The following is a 16,815-nucleotide window of genomic DNA, read 5'->3' on the forward strand; positions in this document are numbered from 1 at the left end:
TTCGACTTTTGTCTTAAATAATGCCCCGAATTTCGGTTACACCCCCGTAACCGATGGCCTTTCGAGCCTTCCCTCTTTATAATAATGCGGTTTTTTACCGGGCTCGTTTAATTCGAGTCTTCGCAACAACCATCTGATTCATAACGATATCGGGAAACCCTGGCCGGTGCTGCCGGGCTTGCTGACGCGTTCAAGGCACAACGCTCTCCCGTTATGCCGTGCTGAAATATCAGAACCGACAATTGAGCGAGACTATGATTGAAGTCAAGCGAGGCTTGGATCTTCCGATCGCAGGTGCGCCGGAGTCGCGCATCGAGGTGGGTCGAGAAGTCCGTCACGTAGCCGTTCTCGGTAGTGACTATGTGGGCATGAAGCCCACCATGCTGGTGCGTGAAGGCGATAAGGTCGCGTGCGGTCAGGCGTTGTTCTCCGACAAGAAAACTGACGGGGTGGTGTATACCGCGCCGGCCTCCGGGGAAGTCGTGGCCGTCAATCGCGGAGAGAAACGCCGCCTTCTGTCGGTCGTTATTCGGATCGATACGTCAATCGATCCTGTTCGTTATACCGCCTACAGTGCTCAGCAGATCACGACGCTCGAGCGCAAGACCGTGGTCGACCAACTGGTCAGCTCCGGGCTCTGGACCGCTTTTCGAACTCGGCCGTTTTCCAAGGTGCCGGCAATTGATGCCGAGCCTGCCGATATTTTCGTGACCGCAATCGATACCCATCCGCTGGCGGCCGACCCGTCGGTCATCATCGATGAGCGGGCCGAGGACTTTGCGCATGGTCTTTCCGTGCTCAAGCGCCTGACCTCGGGCAAGGTATTCGTGAACCATGCGCCCAAGGCATCGGTGGGTGAGTCTGTCGACGGCGTTCGTTACGAAACCTTCAGCGGCAAACATCCGGCCGGGCTTCCGGGCACGCACATTCATTACCTATCGCCGGTTGGTCTCAACCGTCAGGTGTGGCACATCGGGTATCAGGATGTGATCGCACTCGGCGCGCTCTTTATCAAGGGCGAGCTGGACATGACGCGCACCGTGGCAGTCGGCGGGCCGCGCGCCAAGTCGCCGCGCCTTCTGCGTACTCGTTTGGGCGCAAGCCTTGATGAGCTGCTCGAGGGCGAAGTCATCGCCCCGGACGATACGCGTGTCATTTCAGGGTCAGTATTCGGCGGGCGTACGGCGCACGGCAGTGAGGCTTATCTCGGACGCTTCAATACGCAGATCTCCTTGATCGAAGAGGGCAACAAGTACAGCTTCATGGGCTGGATGTCGCCCGGCACCAAGCGGCACTCGGTGCTCGGTATCTATATGTCCCGTATCACGGGGCTCAAGGACTACAAACCGACGACCAATACCAATGGGTCGGAACGTGCCATGGTGCCAGTCGGTGCGTATGAAACCATCATGCCGCTCGATATTCTGCCGACGCAGCTTCTGCGCTCGTTGATCGTCGGTGACATCGAGACAGCGATGCAGCTTGGGTGTCTGGAGCTTGACGAAGAGGACCTCGCGCTCTGTACCTACGTGTGTCCGGGAAAATACGAGTACGGTCCCATTTTGCGTGACAATCTCGCGACCATTGAGAAAGAGGCTTAATTAATGGGCATTCGACAGATTCTCGACAAGGTCGAGCCTCATTTTCATCACGGCGGCAAGTACGAGAAGTTTTATGCGCTGTATGAGGCAGTAGACACCATTTTCTATTCGCCGCCGAGCGTAACCAAGGCAACGGCGCACGTGCGTGATGGCATTGACCTCAAACGCATCATGATCACGGTCTGGATGTGTACCTTTCCGGCCATGTTCTTTGGAATGTACAACGCAGGGCTTCAGGCCAATACCGCGCTTCTGACCGATGGTGTGTCTGCGCTTTCCGGTTGGCGCGACGCGGTGACCATGGCGCTTGCCGGTGGCCATGACCCCGACAGCATCTGGGCCAACTTCGTGCTGGGGGCGACGTATTTCATCCCGATCTACTTCATCACCTTCGCGGTCGGTGGTTTCTGGGAAGTGCTGTTCGCGATCAAGCGTGGCCATGAGGTCAACGAAGGCTTCTTCGTGACCTCGGTGCTTTTCGCGCTGACGCTTCCGGCAACCACGCCGCTTTGGCAGGTTGCACTCGGTATCACCTTCGGTGTGGTTATCGGTAAGGAAGTGTTTGGCGGTACCGGCAAGAACTTCCTCAATCCGGCACTGACCGGGCGCGCCTTCCTGTACTTTGCCTATCCGGCGCAGATGTCCGGAGACTCGGTCTGGGTACCGGGCGTCGATGGCTACTCAGGCGCCACGGCACTGTCCACGGCGGCGCAGGGTGGTGTGAGCGATCTCATGAATCAGATGAGCTGGACCGATGCGTTTTTCGGCCTGATTCAGGGGTCGATGGGTGAAACCTCGACGCTTGCGATTTTAATTGGCATGGCCGTATTGCTCTGGACGCGTGTGGCGTCCTGGCGAATCATTCTGGGTGTGTTTTTGGGGATGGTTGCGACCGCAAGTCTATTCAATGCGATCGGCTCCGAGTCCAACCCGTTGTTCGCGCTACCCTGGTACTGGCATCTGGTCATTGGCGGGTTCGCCTTTGGAATGGTCTTCATGGCCACAGACCCAGTGTCGGCGTCCATGACCAACAAGGGTAAACTCGCGTTCGGCGCCCTGATCGGTGTCATGACCGTATTGATTCGTGTGGTGAATCCGGCGTTCCCGGAAGGGGTCATGCTTGCGATCCTGTTTGCCAATCTCTTCGCACCGCTAATGGACCACTTCGTGGTGCAGGCCAACATCAAGCGTCGTCAGAAGCGTGTGGCTTCGGCAACGGCTGGTAAGGAGATAGCCTGATGGCGAACAACAACTCCATCAAGAAAACGTTGATCGTGGCATTCAGCCTGTGCGTTGTGTGCTCGGTCGTGGTCTCGGCGGCAGCGGTAGCGCTGCGCCCGGTTCAGCAGACCAACCAGGAACTTGATCGAAAGACCAACATTCTTCAGGTCGCCGAGCTCTATAAGCCGGGGCAGAGTGTGGCCGAGCAGTTCAGCCACATTACGCCGAAGGTGGTCGATCTGAACACGGGCGAGTACAGTGATCGCTTCGATCCCGATACGTTCGATCAGTTCGGCGCGGCCGAAGATCCCGAGCTTTCCGAGTCTCTCAAGGGCAACGACCCGGCCGGGCTCGGTCGACGTGAGAACTTCGCGACCATCTATCTGGTCGGCGACCAAAAGGACCCCGAGCAGATCATCGTGCCGGTTCGCGGTCAGGGGCTCTGGTCCATGATGTATGGCTATCTGGCCCTCAAGGGCGATGGCAACACCATCGTTGGACTGTCTTTCTACCAACAGGGTGAAACCCCGGGGCTCGGCGGTGAAGTCGATAACCCGCGCTGGAAGGCGCTGTGGGATGGCAAGGAAGTCTATTCCGACAACGGCATGGAACCGGTCATTCGGTTGGTCAAGGGCGGTGTCGACAGTCAGACCCCCAATGCCGAAAACAAGGTAGATGCCTTGTCCGGTGCTACGCTGACCAGTCGAGGCGTGACCCAACTGCTTCAGTTCTGGCTGGGCGAGCAGGGGTTTGCCAAATATCTTTCACGTTTCCGTGATCCGTCTCAAGGAGCATAACCATGGCTGCTGATTCGCCGAAAGGTGTCCTGACGACGCCGGTATTCAAAAACAATCCGATCGCCCTGCAGATTCTGGGCGTTTGTTCAGCGCTTGCCGTTACCAACTCCGTTCAGACCTCGCTGGTCATGGGCCTGGCGGTTATCTCGGTTACAGCGTTTTCGAACCTGTTCGTTTCCCTGATTCGAAACCACATGCCGTCCTCGATCCGAATCATCGTTCAGATGACGATCATCGCCTCGCTGGTTATCGTGGTGGATCAGGTTCTGCGCGCCTACGCCTACGAAACCTCGAAACAGCTCTCGGTCTTTGTGGGCTTGATCATTACCAACTGTATCGTAATGGGCCGCGCTGAAGCCTATGCGATGCAAAATGGCCCGGTCATGAGCTTTTTGGATGGCATCGGCAACGGCCTCGGATACACCTTCGTTCTGCTGGTTGTCGGTGCGGTGCGCGAGCTCTTCGGATCCGGTTCTCTGCTCGGCTTTACCTTGCTCACACCGGTCAAGGATGGCGGCTGGTACGTCACCAACGGCCTGATGCTTCTGCCGCCGTCGGCGTTTTTCGTGATCGGGCTGATGATCTGGGTCATTCGAAGTATTAACCCGGAACAGGTCGAAGAGGCTGATTTCAAGATCACCTCCAACACCAAGGCTCAGGAGGCCGCGTAAATGTTTGAGCATTATCTCAGCCTGTTCGTGAAGGCGGTGTTTGTTGAAAACATGGCGCTCGCCTTCTTTCTGGGCATGTGTACGTTTCTCGCAGTATCCAAAAAGGTTCAGTCGGCCATTGGCCTGGGGATTGCCGTTGTCGTGGTGCTTGCCATCACGGTGCCGGTCAATAACCTGATTCTGAACTATCTGCTCAAGGCCGGTGCGCTGTCCTGGACCGGCATCGAAGGCGCCGACCAGATCGATCTGACCTTCCTCGGGCTTTTGAGCTATATCGGCGTCATCGCGGCCATCGTCCAGATTCTAGAGATGTTTCTGGATAAGTTCGTGCCGGCGCTTTACAACGCGTTGGGTGTCTTTCTGCCCCTGATCACGGTGAACTGCGCCATCCTGGGTGCATCGCTGTTCATGGTGCAGCGTGACTACAACTTCGGGGAATCGGTCATCTACGGTGCGGGCGCTGGTGTCGGTTGGGCGCTTGCGATCACGGCGCTGGCCGGTATTCGTGAAAAGCTCAAGTACAGTGACGTTCCGGCAGGGCTTCAGGGGCTTGGCATCACGTTTTTGACCGTGGGCCTTATGTCTCTTGGCTTCATGTCCTTCTCCGGTATTCAGCTTTAAGACGCTTACGACTAGAACGCGATAGGGAAACTCGACATGGTCGATTCAACGATAATCCTGCTCGGCGTGGTCATGTTCACGGTGATCGTCCTTGGACTGGTCGTCGTGATCCTGGCGGCTCGAAGCCGCCTGGTCTCCAGTGGCGACGTCACCATCGAGATCAATGATGATCCCGAGAACACCATCACGACCCAGGCCGGCGGCAAGCTGCTGCAGACGCTTGCATCAAACGGCATCTTTTTGTCCTCTGCCTGTGGTGGCGGCGGTTCCTGCGCCCAGTGCAAGTGCCAGGTCGAAGAGGGCGGTGGCTCCATTCTTCCGACCGAAGAAAGCCATTTCACCATGGGTGAGAAGAAGGAAGGTTGGCGCCTTTCCTGCCAGGTGCCGGTCAAGCAGGACATGAAGGTACATGTGCCAGAAGAGGTGTTCGGGGTCAAGAAATGGGAATGCACCGTCGTTTCCAACCCGAACGTTGCCACCTTCATCAAGGAGCTGACGCTCAAACTACCGGAAGGTGAGAACGTTGCCTTCCGCGCCGGCGGTTACATGCAGCTCGAAGCGCCTGCCTACGACGTCAAGTTCAGCGATTTCGACATTCCGGAAGAGTATCGCGGTGACTGGGATCGGTTCGGTCTGTTCAACGTGACCGGCAAGACCCAAGAGCCGACCATTCGAGCGTACTCGATGGCGAACTACCCGGAAGAGAAGGGCTTTTTGAAGTTCAACATTCGTATCGCCACGCCGCCGCCCAACTCCGATCATCCGCCGGGACTGATGTCCACGTGGGTGTTCAGCCTGGGTGAGGGCGACAAGGTGACCGTTTATGGGCCCTTCGGCGAATTCTTCGCACGTGATACCGATGCCGAAATGGTGTTCGTTGGCGGGGGCGCCGGCATGGCGCCGATGCGAAGTCATATCTTCGATCAGCTCAAGCGCCTCGGTAGCTCTCGCAAGATTTCGTTCTGGTACGGTGCGCGCTCCATGCGTGAGTCGTTCTATAACGAGGAATACGACAAGCTTCAGGAAGAAAACGAGAACTTTGAATGGCATTTGGCGCTGTCCGATCCTCAGCCCGAGGACAACTGGAATGGCGATACCGGCTTCATTCACAACGTTCTGTACGATAAGTACCTGAAGGATCATCCGGCACCGGAAGACTGCGAGTACTACATGTGCGGGCCGCCCATGATGAACGCGGCGGTCATCAAGATGTTGACGGACCTCGGCGTCGAGCCCGAAAACATCCTGCTTGATGACTTCGGCGGTTAATGCGCCTGATCGCGGCGTTACTTACCGGGCTGGCCCTTTCGGGGCTGGCCCTTTTTGCGTTTGAGCTGCTTGATCACCGTCAAACGGAGCACCATCTTTCCGGAGTGAAGCAGGGCCTTGCCTATCGTGTCAGCTATACCCTGGCCGATGAGCGTAACCAGGCCTTTGTGGATGCAATGGTCAAGCGGCCGATCACGCCCTCATTCCTGCAGCGGTTTTCATCGACGCCAAGCTCATGCAAGCCTGGCGCCTCAGGCGCCTCCTTTGAGCGCACGCGGTTACTGAATACGCCGCTTGATGCGGTGTTGTCGCGTGTGGCGCCTTCCACTGCAGAAGATGGTATCTGCGTGTGTGACCGGCTCAGGGCCTGGCAGGAGGCGGTGTCTGACGAGCTTGCATCAAGGGGCGGGCGCCTCGAGTGGCTCGAGGTGCAAGGTCTCATCACGCGGCCTTTGGCGACAGAGCGTCATGCGCCGCTGACCTGTTCGGTGCCTGCGCTGTAGCGCCAAGGCGCAATCGCTCACCGCACGCCCATCGGCAGCTGAGCGCGGTGCAGAGCGCGTAACGCAGGCCGTTAAATGATGAGTCGTGTGGCGTGAGTGCCCTGGGGCAGTTTGGATGCATATTTGATACACTAGCGCCATTGGTAAAACGTCGTCAGGAGGTAGATCGATGTTGATTTGGGTATTGGTACTGGCTGTGATGCTTTTATTGGTAACGGCCATGTCTGTAGGCGTGCTGATGGGTCGAAAACCCATTGCCGGCTCCTGTGGAGGGCTCAACAACCTGGGCCTTAAAGAGGGGTGTGATATCTGCGGGGGCAAGGATGACATCTGTGAAGAAGAGCAGAAGAAACAGGCCATGCGCGCGCAAGGGGATCCTTCTCTGGGTCATGATGCAACAAAGCGTAAGTCATAACCGAACGGAAGGAGCAGTCGATTCAGATGGCCGTTTATAACTACGATGTGGTGATCATTGGCTCTGGGCCTACCGGTGAAAGTGCGGCGCTGAACGCCGCCAAGCACGGTCGCCGTGTTGCCGTGATCGAGCAACAAAGCGCAGTGGGTGGAAACTGCACCCACAAGGGCACGATTCCCTCCAAGGCATTGCGCCATGCGGTCAAGCAGATCATCCAGTTCAACACCAGCAAGATGTTTCGAGACATCGGAGAGCCCCGCTGGTTTTCCTTCACCAAGGTGCTGGAGCGCTCGCGGCGAGTGATCGAGCAGCAGGTCGAGATGCGGGCCAACTTCTACGCGCGTAACCGCATCGACCTCTTCTTTGGCACCGCCCGTTTCAAGGATGAGCACACGATCGTCGTACGCGGTCAGCACGACGGCGCCGAGGAACTCAACGCCAAGCAGGTTGTGATCGCGACCGGGTCGAGGCCCTACAGGCCTGCCGACATTGATTTTCGCCATCCGCGAATCTACTGCTCGGACACCATTCTCAATCTGACCCATACACCGCGCACGCTGATCATCTACGGCGCCGGCGTTATCGGTTCCGAGTATGCCTCGATCTTTTCAGGGCTTGGAGTGAAGGTCGATCTGATCGATACGCGCGACCGGCTGCTGTCGTTCCTCGATGACGAAATCAGCGATGCGCTGTCCTATCACCTTCGAAACAATGGTGTACTGGTTCGTCACAATGAGGAATACGAGCGCGTTGAGGGCGGCGAGTCCGGTGTAACGCTTCACCTGAAATCCGGCAAGAAGCTGCGCGCCGATGCGTTCATGTGGGCCAACGGTCGCACGGGCAATACCGATGAGCTTGGCCTTGAAAACATCGGATTAAATGCCAATTCCCGCGGGCAGCTGCAGGTCGATGACCGGTATCGCACCGAGCTTCCGCACATCTATGCAGCAGGCGATGTGATCGGCTGGCCGAGTCTTGCCAGTGCAGCCTATAACCAGGGCCGGTTTGCCGCAGCGGATTTGCTGGACGACGAATTTCAGTTTGTTGATGACATTCCAACCGGGATCTACACCATTCCCGAGATCAGCTCGATCGGCAAGACCGAGCGTGAGCTGACCAATGCCTGCGTGCCCTACGAGGTCGGTCAGGTCTTTTTCAAGGACACCGCGCGCGCCCAGATTACCGACGACAAGGTCGGGATGCTCAAGATCCTGTTCCATCCGGAGACGCTGGCCATTCTCGGTATTCACTGTTTTGGTGATCAGGCCTCCGAGATCATCCACATCGGCCAGGCCATCATGCGTCAGGAAGGTGAAGCGAATACGTTGAAGTACTTCGTTAACACGACCTTCAACTACCCGACCATGGCGGAAGCCTATCGGGTGGCGGCACAGAACGGACTTAATCGTCTGTTTTGATAGGGAACACAATCATGCACACAGGGATGCGTTCAATGCGAAAGCAGCAGCAAAGCAATGGAGATTTTACGTTTACGTTCGGTCATAGGGAGCTTGTCATACATAGACGATACGCAGCGCTTAGTATGATCAACGATCTACTGATCGGCATATGGTTCTTGATCGGCAGCATCTGTTTTTTCTACGAAGGCCTGCCAATGTTAATAGGCACCTGGCTGTTTGTGATCGGCAGTGCGCAATTGTTGATTCGGCCTGGAATTCGCTTGGCTCGCTCGATTCATCTGGGGCGTTTGCCAAGCCAAGGTGAGCAGGACTTCTAGTTTTTCTAATATCGGTAGCGATAAAGACGTAGGCTTGGGATATAGGGGGCGTCTTCAAGTCGGTTGTCACCACGCCGTACACGCGTACGCGTTTCAGGCGGCGCAAGCGCTGGTGCGTTCATTTTCGGGAGCCTCCCGGACCCGTCATCCGGCACGAACAGCGGCAGGGCCATGTTCAAGGCGCGGCGCTGTCGCCCGTCATCCAGGGGTTCCTTGAAGAAGAGATTTGCTCGCATGACCGGCGCCTGCTGCTGCACCTGCGCCAGGACCTCATCGCTTGGCAGTGCGGCAAGTTTCTGCCACTGAATGCGCACATGAGGCGCCTCGTTATTGAGCGCGGCCAATTTCTCCTCCGCCTCGGCGATGGTCGTGCGCTTGATTGAGCGACCGCTTGAGTACCAGGACATCTGCATGCGGGCAAGCGGTGCTTCGGCAACCGGTATCCGGCGCCAGGCCTGTTTCAGGTGGAGTCTGGCGAGCCCCTGCTGGGCCATGAGCTGATTGAGCGCCGGATGGCGCCTTGGCAGGTGCGTCTTGAGCGCACCAATCTGATCGGTAGCCTCCTTGCGCATGGTATTGACCAGCCCACCGAAATGATCCTTGGCGGCATTGAGCGCGGCGACGTGCTCAAGTACGGCGTCATCGCACAGGACCATACCGATGTAATTGCGGGTAGCGCGTCCATCCTGGCCTTGCTCGTACCACATATCCAAAAGCGCCTGGCGCAGCCAGGCGGTTGGTGAGGCGCTCTCGCGAAGATGCCAGATCGGGCAGTGGCGTTGCTCGACGCAGTCACACAGCGCGTTGACGCGATCGACAAGGGCGTCGAAGGCCAGCTCGATCTCGTGCAGGCGATAGTACGCCACGTCCGTGTCCATGCCTTTTCTCCTCAGTCGGTGTGGCCTCAGTCGATGTAGCGACGGGTCAGGTGCGCGTAATCGTCGATGCGCCGATCGCGCAGGTAAGGCCAGATGCGCCGGATGTCCTCACTGCGGGACAGGTCGATCCGGGTATCAAGCGTCGTTGGCTGCCCGTCGGCCTGAGCCAGAAACTCGCCTTGAGGGCCTGCAATGAAGCTTGCCCCCCAGAATTCGATGCCTTCGCTCTGGGCGCTGGGGTCGGCTTCATGGCCCACGCGATTGGCCACTATCACCGGCAGCCCATTGGCGACGGCGTGGGCGCGCTGAATGACGGTCCAGGCGTCCTGCTGGCGGCGCTGTTCTTCAGTCTCGTCTCGTGGGTCCCAGCCGATGGCGGTGGGGTAAAGCAGGAGTTCCGCGCCGGCCATTGCCATCAAACGCGCCGCTTCCGGGTACCACTGATCCCAGCAGACCAGCACGCCAAGCCGCCCGACCGAGGTCTCGATCGGGGCGAAGCCCGGCCCGCCCTGGGCGGCGCTGTCGCCCGGGGTAAAATAGAATTTTTCGTAAAAGCCCGGGTCGTCTGGAATGTGCATCTTGCGGTAGTGACCGATCAAACCCTTCTGGCGATCGAGCACGACGGCGGTGTTGTGGTAGAGCCCCGGTGCGCGCCGCTCGAAGATCGACCCGACGATGACCACGTCCAGTTCCCGGGCAAGCGCGGCCAGGTACTGCGTGGTCGGGCCATCAAGCGGTTCGGCCAGATCGAAGATGGCAGTGTCTTCGGTCTGACAGAAGTACTGTGTGGCGTGAAGCTCCTGAAGCAGCACGAGCTGCACGCCCTTGGCCGCCAGCGTGCGAATGCCGCGGGCGCTTTCTTCGAGGCTTCTGGTCTTGTCGGCCCAGGCGGGCTGTTGAACGATACCGGCGTGCAAGGTGGTCATACAGGCTCCATCAATGGTGGTCGAGCGGGCCAAGGGTGCCCTTGGGCAGTTGCATGGTCAGACAGTGCAGGCTGCCGTGCTGGCGAATGACGCTGGTGCAATCGACCGGCACGACCCGACGCTCTGGAAAGAGGCTTTGCAGAACGTTGAGTGCCATCAGGTCGGCCGGGTCCTGATAGATCGGCACCAGGACTTCCTGATTGGTGATCAAGAAGTTGGCGTAGGTTGCCGGCAACCGGTGGCCGTCTTCAGGGTCAAACGCCGCACGCGGCCAGGGCAACGGAACCAGCGTGTAAGGATGGCCTTCGGGCGTTCGAAACGCCTTAAGCTCGGCTTCCATGAGGGCGAGGGCGTCGAAGTGCGGATCGCTTGGGTCGTCGCAATGCACATAGGCAATGACGTCTTCTGCGCAAAATCGCGCCAGGGTGTCGATGTGGCTGTCGGTATCATCACCTTCAAGGTGGCCATGCTCGAGCCAGAGCACGTGTTCGACGCCCCACTGCGTGCGCATGTGCGCTTCCCAGTCAGCGCGAGAGACCGAGCCCCGGTTTTCATTGAGCAGACACGCCGTGGTGGCAAGTACCACGCCTTGGCCGTTACTTTCAATGGCGCCGCCTTCGAGAATGCGCGCTTGGTGATCGATGACCGGCACCGACCAGCAGTGCTCGAGCGCGCGGGTTAAGGCGTTGTCTCGCTCGGCAGAGAACTTGCCGCCCCAGCCGGTAAAGCGATAATCCAGAAGCTCCGGCGCGCCCTCGTTCAGGCGTGTGATAGGCCCGTGGTCGCGGGCCCAGGTGTCATCGGCAGGGGCGACATGAAACAGGCAATTCTCGATGCGCGCGCCAAGTGCCGTCAGGCGTGTTCGGACCGCATCGGCGCGGGCGTGGCTGTCGAGCACGAGCACGACGCGCTGGTAGGCGCTGATGGCACGCACCAGCGCTTCAAACGTCGCCTCGATGCGCTCGAGCATGGACGACCAATCGCTTTCAAGCGGAGGCCAGGTCAAGAGAATGGCGTCCTGGGGATACCATTCGGGCGGCAGCGTATAAGCCATACGAATTTCCAGCCTTGCGTGCGGTCAGAAAGAGGTGTCGCGATAATGCCTTAAGCGTTACTTGGTGGAAAGTAGCCTCTGATGCAGCGTTTTCAAAAAGTGCGTACCATGAATGCCCCCAAAGGATAGGACTGACTTACATGCTGGACCGCATCCCGTTTCTGGTCGGGCTTCGCTATACGCGAGCCAAACGGCGTAATCACTTTATCTCGTTTATTTCCATGACTTCGATGCTTGGCCTGACGCTTGGCGTGGCGGTCATGATTCTGGTGCTCTCGGTCATGAACGGGTTCGATCATGAGCTTCGAACGCGCATTCTGGGCATGGTCCCTCACACGCGCATCGAGGCCGTCAACGGCGTCAATGATTGGAAGGCGCTGGCCGAGCGGCTGGAGCAGAAAAGCCCTCACATCATCGGTGCGGCGCCTTACGTCGAGCAGCAGGGCATGTTCGCGCGTGGAGGTAACGCCCAGGGCGCGATGGTGCAGGGCGTCGAGCCCAAGGCCGAAGAGAAGGTCTCGATCATCGGCAAGCACATGGCGCAGGGCTCGTTCGACTCCTTGAAAGAAGGTCAGTGGAACGTGGTGCTCGGTCAGCAGCTTGCCCGAAGCCTGGGCGTCGGTGTGGGCGACCGGGTCACGTTGATGATTCCGGAGGCTTCTGTGACCCCGGGCGGCATCTTCCCGCGCATGAAGCGCTTTACCGTCTCGGGTATTTTCAGCGTCGGGGCGCAGCTTGACGCCAATCTGGCCTACGCCAACCTGTCGGATATGGCCAAGCTTGGGCGTATCCAGGGCGAGGCGCAGGGCGTTCGGCTGCAGCTTGATGATTTGTTCAAGGCCAATCAGATCACTCGGGACATCATCAATCAGATGCCGCCAGGCTATCGCGGCATCGACTGGACCTATACCCAGGGCAATCTGTTCCAGGCAATTCAGATGGAAAAACACATGATCGGCCTTTTGCTGTCGGTCATCGTAGCGGTCGCGGCTTTCAACATCATTTCGACGCTTGTCATGGTGGTGACCGACAAGCACGCCGACATCGCGATTCTTCGAACGCTTGGGGCAACGCCTTTGACCATCATGGGCATCTTTATCGTGCAGGGGCTGACCATCGGTGTGGTGGGCATCATCTTAGGGGTGATCTTCGGCATCATCGGCGCGCTGACCGTGGCCGACGTGGTGGCCTGGATACAAGGCATGTTCGGAGTTACCTTCTTAGACCCCAATGTCTATTTCATCAGCTATCTGCCCTCGCGGCTTGAGCTGTCGGATGTGCTGACCATCACGGGGTTTGCCCTGCTGTTAAGTTTCCTATCAACGCTTTATCCCGCCTGGCGGGCGGCGCGTATTCAGCCGGCGGAGGTGCTACGTTATGAGTGAGCGGACAATGCTTGAATGTCAGGGCGTCACTCGGGTCTATAACGAAGGCCCGCAAGACCTGACCGTGCTCGACCAGCTGTCGCTGAGCGTGCGCGCCGGGGAGCGTGTTGCCGTGGTCGGAAGCTCCGGCTCCGGCAAGACCACGCTCTTGAACCTACTGGGCGGACTCGACCGGGCGAGCGAGGGCGATATCGTCATTGCCGGGCAGTCGATCAAGGGGTTATCGGAGGCCGAGATCGGGCGCTTTCGTAACCGACACATCGGCTTCGTCTATCAGTTTCACCATCTGCTTGCCGAGTTCACCGCCGATGAAAACGTGGCCATGCCGCTGATCATCCGCGGAATGCGCCGGCGCGAGGCGCGGGCTCAGGCGCGAACGCTGCTTGCACGGGTCGGGATGGAGCCACGGGCGGCGCACAAGCCGGGCGAGCTTTCAGGCGGTGAGCGTCAGCGCGTTGCCATTGCCCGTGCGCTGGTGACCGACCCGAGTCTTGTTCTGATGGACGAGCCGACCGGTAACCTAGATCAGACCACCGCCGGCCGGATTCTCGAGCTGATGGACGACATTGCGCGCACCAGTCAGTGTGCCTTTGTGATCGTGACCCACGATACCGGTCTCGCGCGTCACCAGGACCGTGTGCTGCACCTCGATCAAGGGCGGCTTGTCGAACAGTCCTGACGCCAGCAATCCCGAAGCGGGAAATTCCGAAGCGGAGTTCAGTGGCGGATTGATCGCGTTATTGGTGGACCGATTGGTGATGGATTGAAAACGGGCGGCTCAATGAGCCGCCCGTTTTCATGTAGGAATGTGAGTTACTGCGCGCGACGCCTGCGACGGCGGCGCCACTGCCGAGAGACGTGCCACCGCCAGATCAGTCGGATCGCGACATTGAAGGCCCCGCCAAGCACGACGCCCGCAATGATCGACCCCACCAGCAGCGGCGGCAGGATGTCGGCAAGCTGCGTTGCAAGCCAATGCGCGCTGAAGTGATCCGGGACATCTCGGTGGGGCGAGTTTAGAACCCAGGTGCCCAGCCGATAGGTGCTGTAGAAAATGACGGGCATCGTCAATGGGTTGGTGATCCAGACCAGCGCGATCGACAGCGGCAGGTTGCACCTGAGCAGCCATGCGCCGGCGGCAGCAACCAGCATCTGGGCTGGAATGGGCAGAAGGGCGCAAAAGATACCGACCATGAAGGCATTGCCGACCGTCCGTCGCGATACCTGCCACAAGGCAGGGTTCGCGATGAAGTGGCTGACGCAGCGCAGTGATTTCTTTCGGCGCAGCGTTTCAGGTTTTGGCAGATAGCGCTGGATCAGTCGACGAGGCATTGGATGTGCCGAAATTTCACGTGATCGAAATGGGCGAAATACATGGTGCGCGCCCCGCGTATGCATTGAGCGATGGTACAGGCAATGCACAGTATGGGTGAAGCACCGTTTCATCGGCCATTACAATCGGCGATGACGCTGCCTCTTGCCGGGTTATCGGCCCTGGCAGGCGTGACGTTAGAGACGATGATGCTTTTTTGGCTGGCACTCACCCTGGCAGTGCTGGCCGTTATCGCACGCCCCTGGCGCTGGGCGGCGGTATTCGCGCTGGCGGTACTCATGCTGTCAGGGTTGGATCTTCGGCTGCGCGCCCCCGAGCCGATGCCCGAATCCATGGGGACAGTAACGCTTGAACGTGTGATTCGAATCGAGGCGCTTGAACGCGACCCAAACCGCGTGCGTTTTCGGGGGCGGGTAGACACCTGCCCGGATAAACGCGACTTGATCGCGTGCAAGCCCGGCCAATCCTACCGGCTTTCCTGGTATGACCCCGAGCCAGTAGTGCACTCAGGCCAGCGCTGGCATATGACGCTTCGACTCAAACCCAATCATGGATATCACAACTTCAATCGGTTCGATTATGGCGCGTGGCTATCAAGGGAGGGGTATGTCGCGACCGGCTACGTCTTGGCGCATAACGCGCGGCTGCCCGATGCGTCCGTCACGCTTAGGGCACGGCTATCCTCAATGCTTTCACATCTCGACGCTCGGGGTGGACGCTGGCTCGATGCGCTGACGCTTGGGCAGGGCAAGGCGCTGACACGCGATGAGTGGGAACAGCTTCGCGATACCGGCACGACGCATCTGTTTGTGGTGTCCGGACTGCATGTGGGGTTGATCGTCGGGGGGCTTTGGTGGGTCAGCCGGCGCGTTATAAAACTGCTGTGTCCGCTTGATTGGCGAACGCGCCGGGCGCCCTGGTTTCTTGCCGGGGTGGGGGCGCTTTTTTATGCAACGCTTGTGGGTTGGGGACCGGCGGTGAGTCGGGCAACGATCATGGCGTTGATCGCACTTTGGGTGCGAAGCGGCTACCGGGCGCCAAGTCCGTGGCAAGGCTGGTGGCTGGCGCTTGTCCTGGTGATTCTGATCGACCCGAGTGCACCTGGGCGCAGCGGATTCTGGTTGTCGTTCGGTGCCGTGGCTTGGCTCTTGCTGATGTGGCTTGACCGCCCACGGCCTCGCCCGTGGGTGTTTCTCGTGCGTACGCAGCTTTTTCTGACGCTTGCGATGGCGGCCATGCTGGGTCTGTCCCATGGACAGTGGGCACCGATCTCACTGGCAGTGAACTTGATTGCCGTGCCCTGGGTCAGTGTCGTGATGATGCCGCTTGCGTGTCTGGCCTGGATCGGTGTGCTGTCGGGTATTGATGGTTTCGTGCTGCCTTTTTACGCCGCGTCCACCGCGTTCTGGGAGGTCACCGCAGTGGCCGCTCGTCTCGCGCCGGTCTGGACGCTTCCGGAGGCGGTTACATCGGTTTGGGCGCTTGGTGTGAGTGGGGCCGCCCTGTGTCTTTTGCTACCGGGACTTGGGCTGAGAACGCGCGGCGTGTGCGTGTGTGCGATGCTCTGCCCGGTGGTCCTGGTGCTTCTGAATCCGACCCCGCAGTCGTTTCGGGTCACGGTGCACGATGTCGGACAAGGGCTTGCCGTGTCGGTCGAGCAGGCGGGCTATCGCGTCCTCTACGACACCGGTGCTCGGTTTCGTTCCGGATTTGCGCCAATTTCGACGCTTTGGGATCGGCCGCCCGCGTTTGACGAGGTGGTCGTCAGCCATGGCGATAACGACCATTCCGGAGGCCTTGGTTGGCTTCATGAGCAGGCGGTGGTGATGGCGCGTATCTGGCGGCCTGTGGCCGAGACTGGCGCGGTCGCAACTGCGCGCTGTCGCGCCGGGAGAGGCTGGTCCCACGCAGGAACCCGGTTCACGTTCCTGTGGCCGCTGGCCGGCGCGCGCCTGCCCGAGGGGAGCAATGACCGCTCTTGTGTGCTCCTGATCGAGCACGAGGCCATCAAGATACTTTTGATGGGGGATGTCGGGCGTGGGGTAGAGCGACAGCTTCTCGAGCGCTATGGCGATGCCCTTCGCGATGTGGATGTCATGGTGGCAAGTCATCATGGCAGTCGAACCGGGTCTGACCCGGCGGTCATCCGTGCGCTTTCACCCCGTCATGTGGTCTTCAGCGCGGGCAAGGCCAATCGCTATGGCCACCCGCATCCGGAGGTGGTGGCCTCGTTCAAGGCGTTGGGCGTCTGTCAGTGGCGCAGCGATCTCCATGGCGCCGTTCGCTTTGACTACGTCCACGGTGAGCTTAAAGGCGCAAGCTCGCGCACGCCCCGTGGTATCGAACCCGGCTGCCTTGGGGTAGAATCCGCGCGGTAGTGGAAGGCAGCGCGTGCATGAGGTT

At 59.1% G+C, this 16,815-nt stretch carries 17 protein-coding genes; 13 read left to right on the top strand and 4 right to left on the bottom strand.

Features of this window, described 5'->3' with window-relative positions:
* Nucleotides 1-254 precede the first annotated feature (254 nt).
* The 10 genes from NAT23_RS00995 (at nt 255) to NAT23_RS01040 (ending at nt 8,836) form a co-directional block, all read left to right on the top strand.
* Entirely contained in the window at nt 255-1,601 is a 1,347-nt protein-coding gene (locus NAT23_RS00995) for a Na(+)-translocating NADH-quinone reductase subunit A (RefSeq protein WP_251924693.1), read from the top strand.
* 3 nt (nt 1,602-1,604) lie between these two features.
* Complete coding sequence (locus NAT23_RS01000; RefSeq protein ID WP_251589644.1) at nt 1,605-2,840, top strand: NADH:ubiquinone reductase (Na(+)-transporting) subunit B; 1,236 nt, start codon at nt 1,605-1,607, stop codon at nt 2,838-2,840.
* Nucleotides 2,837-3,619, top strand: a complete 783-nt coding sequence (locus NAT23_RS01005) for a Na(+)-translocating NADH-quinone reductase subunit C (protein ID WP_251926194.1) — start codon at nt 2,837-2,839, stop codon at nt 3,617-3,619. Before NAT23_RS01000 ends, NAT23_RS01005 begins: the two co-directional genes overlap by 4 nt.
* A gap of 2 nt (nt 3,620-3,621) precedes the next feature.
* The gene (locus NAT23_RS01010; protein WP_251589645.1) at nt 3,622-4,290 is read left to right on the top strand and encodes an NADH:ubiquinone reductase (Na(+)-transporting) subunit D; all 669 of its coding nucleotides are present in this window, start codon (nt 3,622-3,624) and stop codon (nt 4,288-4,290) included.
* Nucleotides 4,291-4,911 (top strand): NADH:ubiquinone reductase (Na(+)-transporting) subunit E, encoded by a 621-nt coding sequence (gene nqrE / locus NAT23_RS01015; RefSeq protein WP_251589646.1) that lies wholly within the window; start codon nt 4,291-4,293, stop codon nt 4,909-4,911.
* A gap of 36 nt (nt 4,912-4,947) precedes the next feature.
* Complete coding sequence (gene nqrF, locus NAT23_RS01020) at nt 4,948-6,180, top strand: NADH:ubiquinone reductase (Na(+)-transporting) subunit F (RefSeq protein WP_251924694.1); 1,233 nt, start codon at nt 4,948-4,950, stop codon at nt 6,178-6,180.
* Nucleotides 6,180-6,683, top strand: a complete 504-nt coding sequence (locus tag NAT23_RS01025) for a hypothetical protein (protein ID WP_251924695.1) — start codon at nt 6,180-6,182, stop codon at nt 6,681-6,683. Before nqrF ends, NAT23_RS01025 begins: the two co-directional genes overlap by 1 nt.
* A 169-nt stretch (nt 6,684-6,852) precedes the next feature.
* A complete protein-coding gene (gene nqrM, locus NAT23_RS01030; RefSeq protein WP_251924696.1) occupies nt 6,853-7,098 on the top strand; it encodes a (Na+)-NQR maturation NqrM in 246 nt (81 codons plus the stop codon).
* 26 nt (nt 7,099-7,124) lie between these two features.
* Nucleotides 7,125-8,516: a Si-specific NAD(P)(+) transhydrogenase gene (gene sthA, locus NAT23_RS01035; RefSeq protein WP_251589654.1), complete on the top strand. Its 1,392-nt coding sequence runs from the start codon at nt 7,125-7,127 to the stop codon at nt 8,514-8,516.
* Nucleotides 8,517-8,530: 14 nt separating this feature from the next.
* A complete protein-coding gene (locus tag NAT23_RS01040) occupies nt 8,531-8,836 on the top strand; it encodes a YrhK family protein (protein ID WP_251924697.1) in 306 nt (101 codons plus the stop codon).
* 5 nt (nt 8,837-8,841) lie between these two features.
* On the opposite strand, the gene NAT23_RS01045 is transcribed toward NAT23_RS01040, so the two are convergent.
* Genes NAT23_RS01045 through NAT23_RS01055 form a run of 3 tightly spaced genes read right to left on the bottom strand, consistent with a single transcriptional unit; the run spans nt 8,842 to nt 11,694 of the window.
* Nucleotides 8,842-9,714 carry a DNA replication terminus site-binding protein gene (locus NAT23_RS01045; RefSeq protein WP_251924698.1) on the bottom strand — a complete coding sequence of 291 codons (873 nt, stop codon included), beginning with the start codon at nt 9,712-9,714 and terminating at the stop codon, nt 8,842-8,844.
* A gap of 26 nt (nt 9,715-9,740) precedes the next feature.
* Complete coding sequence (locus NAT23_RS01050) at nt 9,741-10,640, bottom strand: carbon-nitrogen hydrolase (protein WP_286009892.1); 900 nt, start codon at nt 10,638-10,640, stop codon at nt 9,741-9,743.
* Between the two features lie 10 nt (nt 10,641-10,650).
* Nucleotides 10,651-11,694, bottom strand: a complete 1,044-nt coding sequence (locus tag NAT23_RS01055; protein ID WP_251924699.1) for an agmatine deiminase family protein — start codon at nt 11,692-11,694, stop codon at nt 10,651-10,653.
* Nucleotides 11,695-11,834: 140 nt separating this feature from the next.
* Here NAT23_RS01055 and NAT23_RS01060 point away from each other — a divergent pair, with 140 nt between their 5' ends.
* Together NAT23_RS01060 and NAT23_RS01065 are read left to right on the top strand one after the other, a co-directional pair.
* On the top strand, nt 11,835-13,079 hold the full coding sequence (locus tag NAT23_RS01060; protein WP_251924700.1) for a lipoprotein-releasing ABC transporter permease subunit: 1,245 nt from the start codon (nt 11,835-11,837) through the stop codon (nt 13,077-13,079).
* The gene (locus tag NAT23_RS01065; RefSeq protein ID WP_251924701.1) at nt 13,072-13,758 is read left to right on the top strand and encodes an ABC transporter ATP-binding protein; all 687 of its coding nucleotides are present in this window, start codon (nt 13,072-13,074) and stop codon (nt 13,756-13,758) included. The genes NAT23_RS01060 and NAT23_RS01065 overlap by 8 nt, the downstream gene beginning before the upstream one ends.
* A 134-nt stretch (nt 13,759-13,892) precedes the next feature.
* Here NAT23_RS01065 and NAT23_RS01070 read toward each other — a convergent pair whose 3' ends face one another.
* Entirely contained in the window at nt 13,893-14,411 is a 519-nt protein-coding gene (locus NAT23_RS01070; RefSeq protein WP_251924702.1) for a DUF2062 domain-containing protein, read from the bottom strand.
* 84 nt (nt 14,412-14,495) lie between these two features.
* Between NAT23_RS01070 and NAT23_RS01075 the strand changes: the two genes are divergently transcribed.
* Nucleotides 14,496-16,790, top strand: a complete 2,295-nt coding sequence (locus NAT23_RS01075) for a DNA internalization-related competence protein ComEC/Rec2 (RefSeq protein WP_251924703.1) — start codon at nt 14,496-14,498, stop codon at nt 16,788-16,790.
* Nucleotides 16,791-16,815: the final 25 nt, after the last annotated feature.

The organism is Larsenimonas salina (genome assembly GCF_023736155.1).
In the GTDB taxonomy this organism is placed as follows: domain Bacteria; phylum Pseudomonadota; class Gammaproteobacteria; order Pseudomonadales; family Halomonadaceae; genus Larsenimonas; species Larsenimonas salina.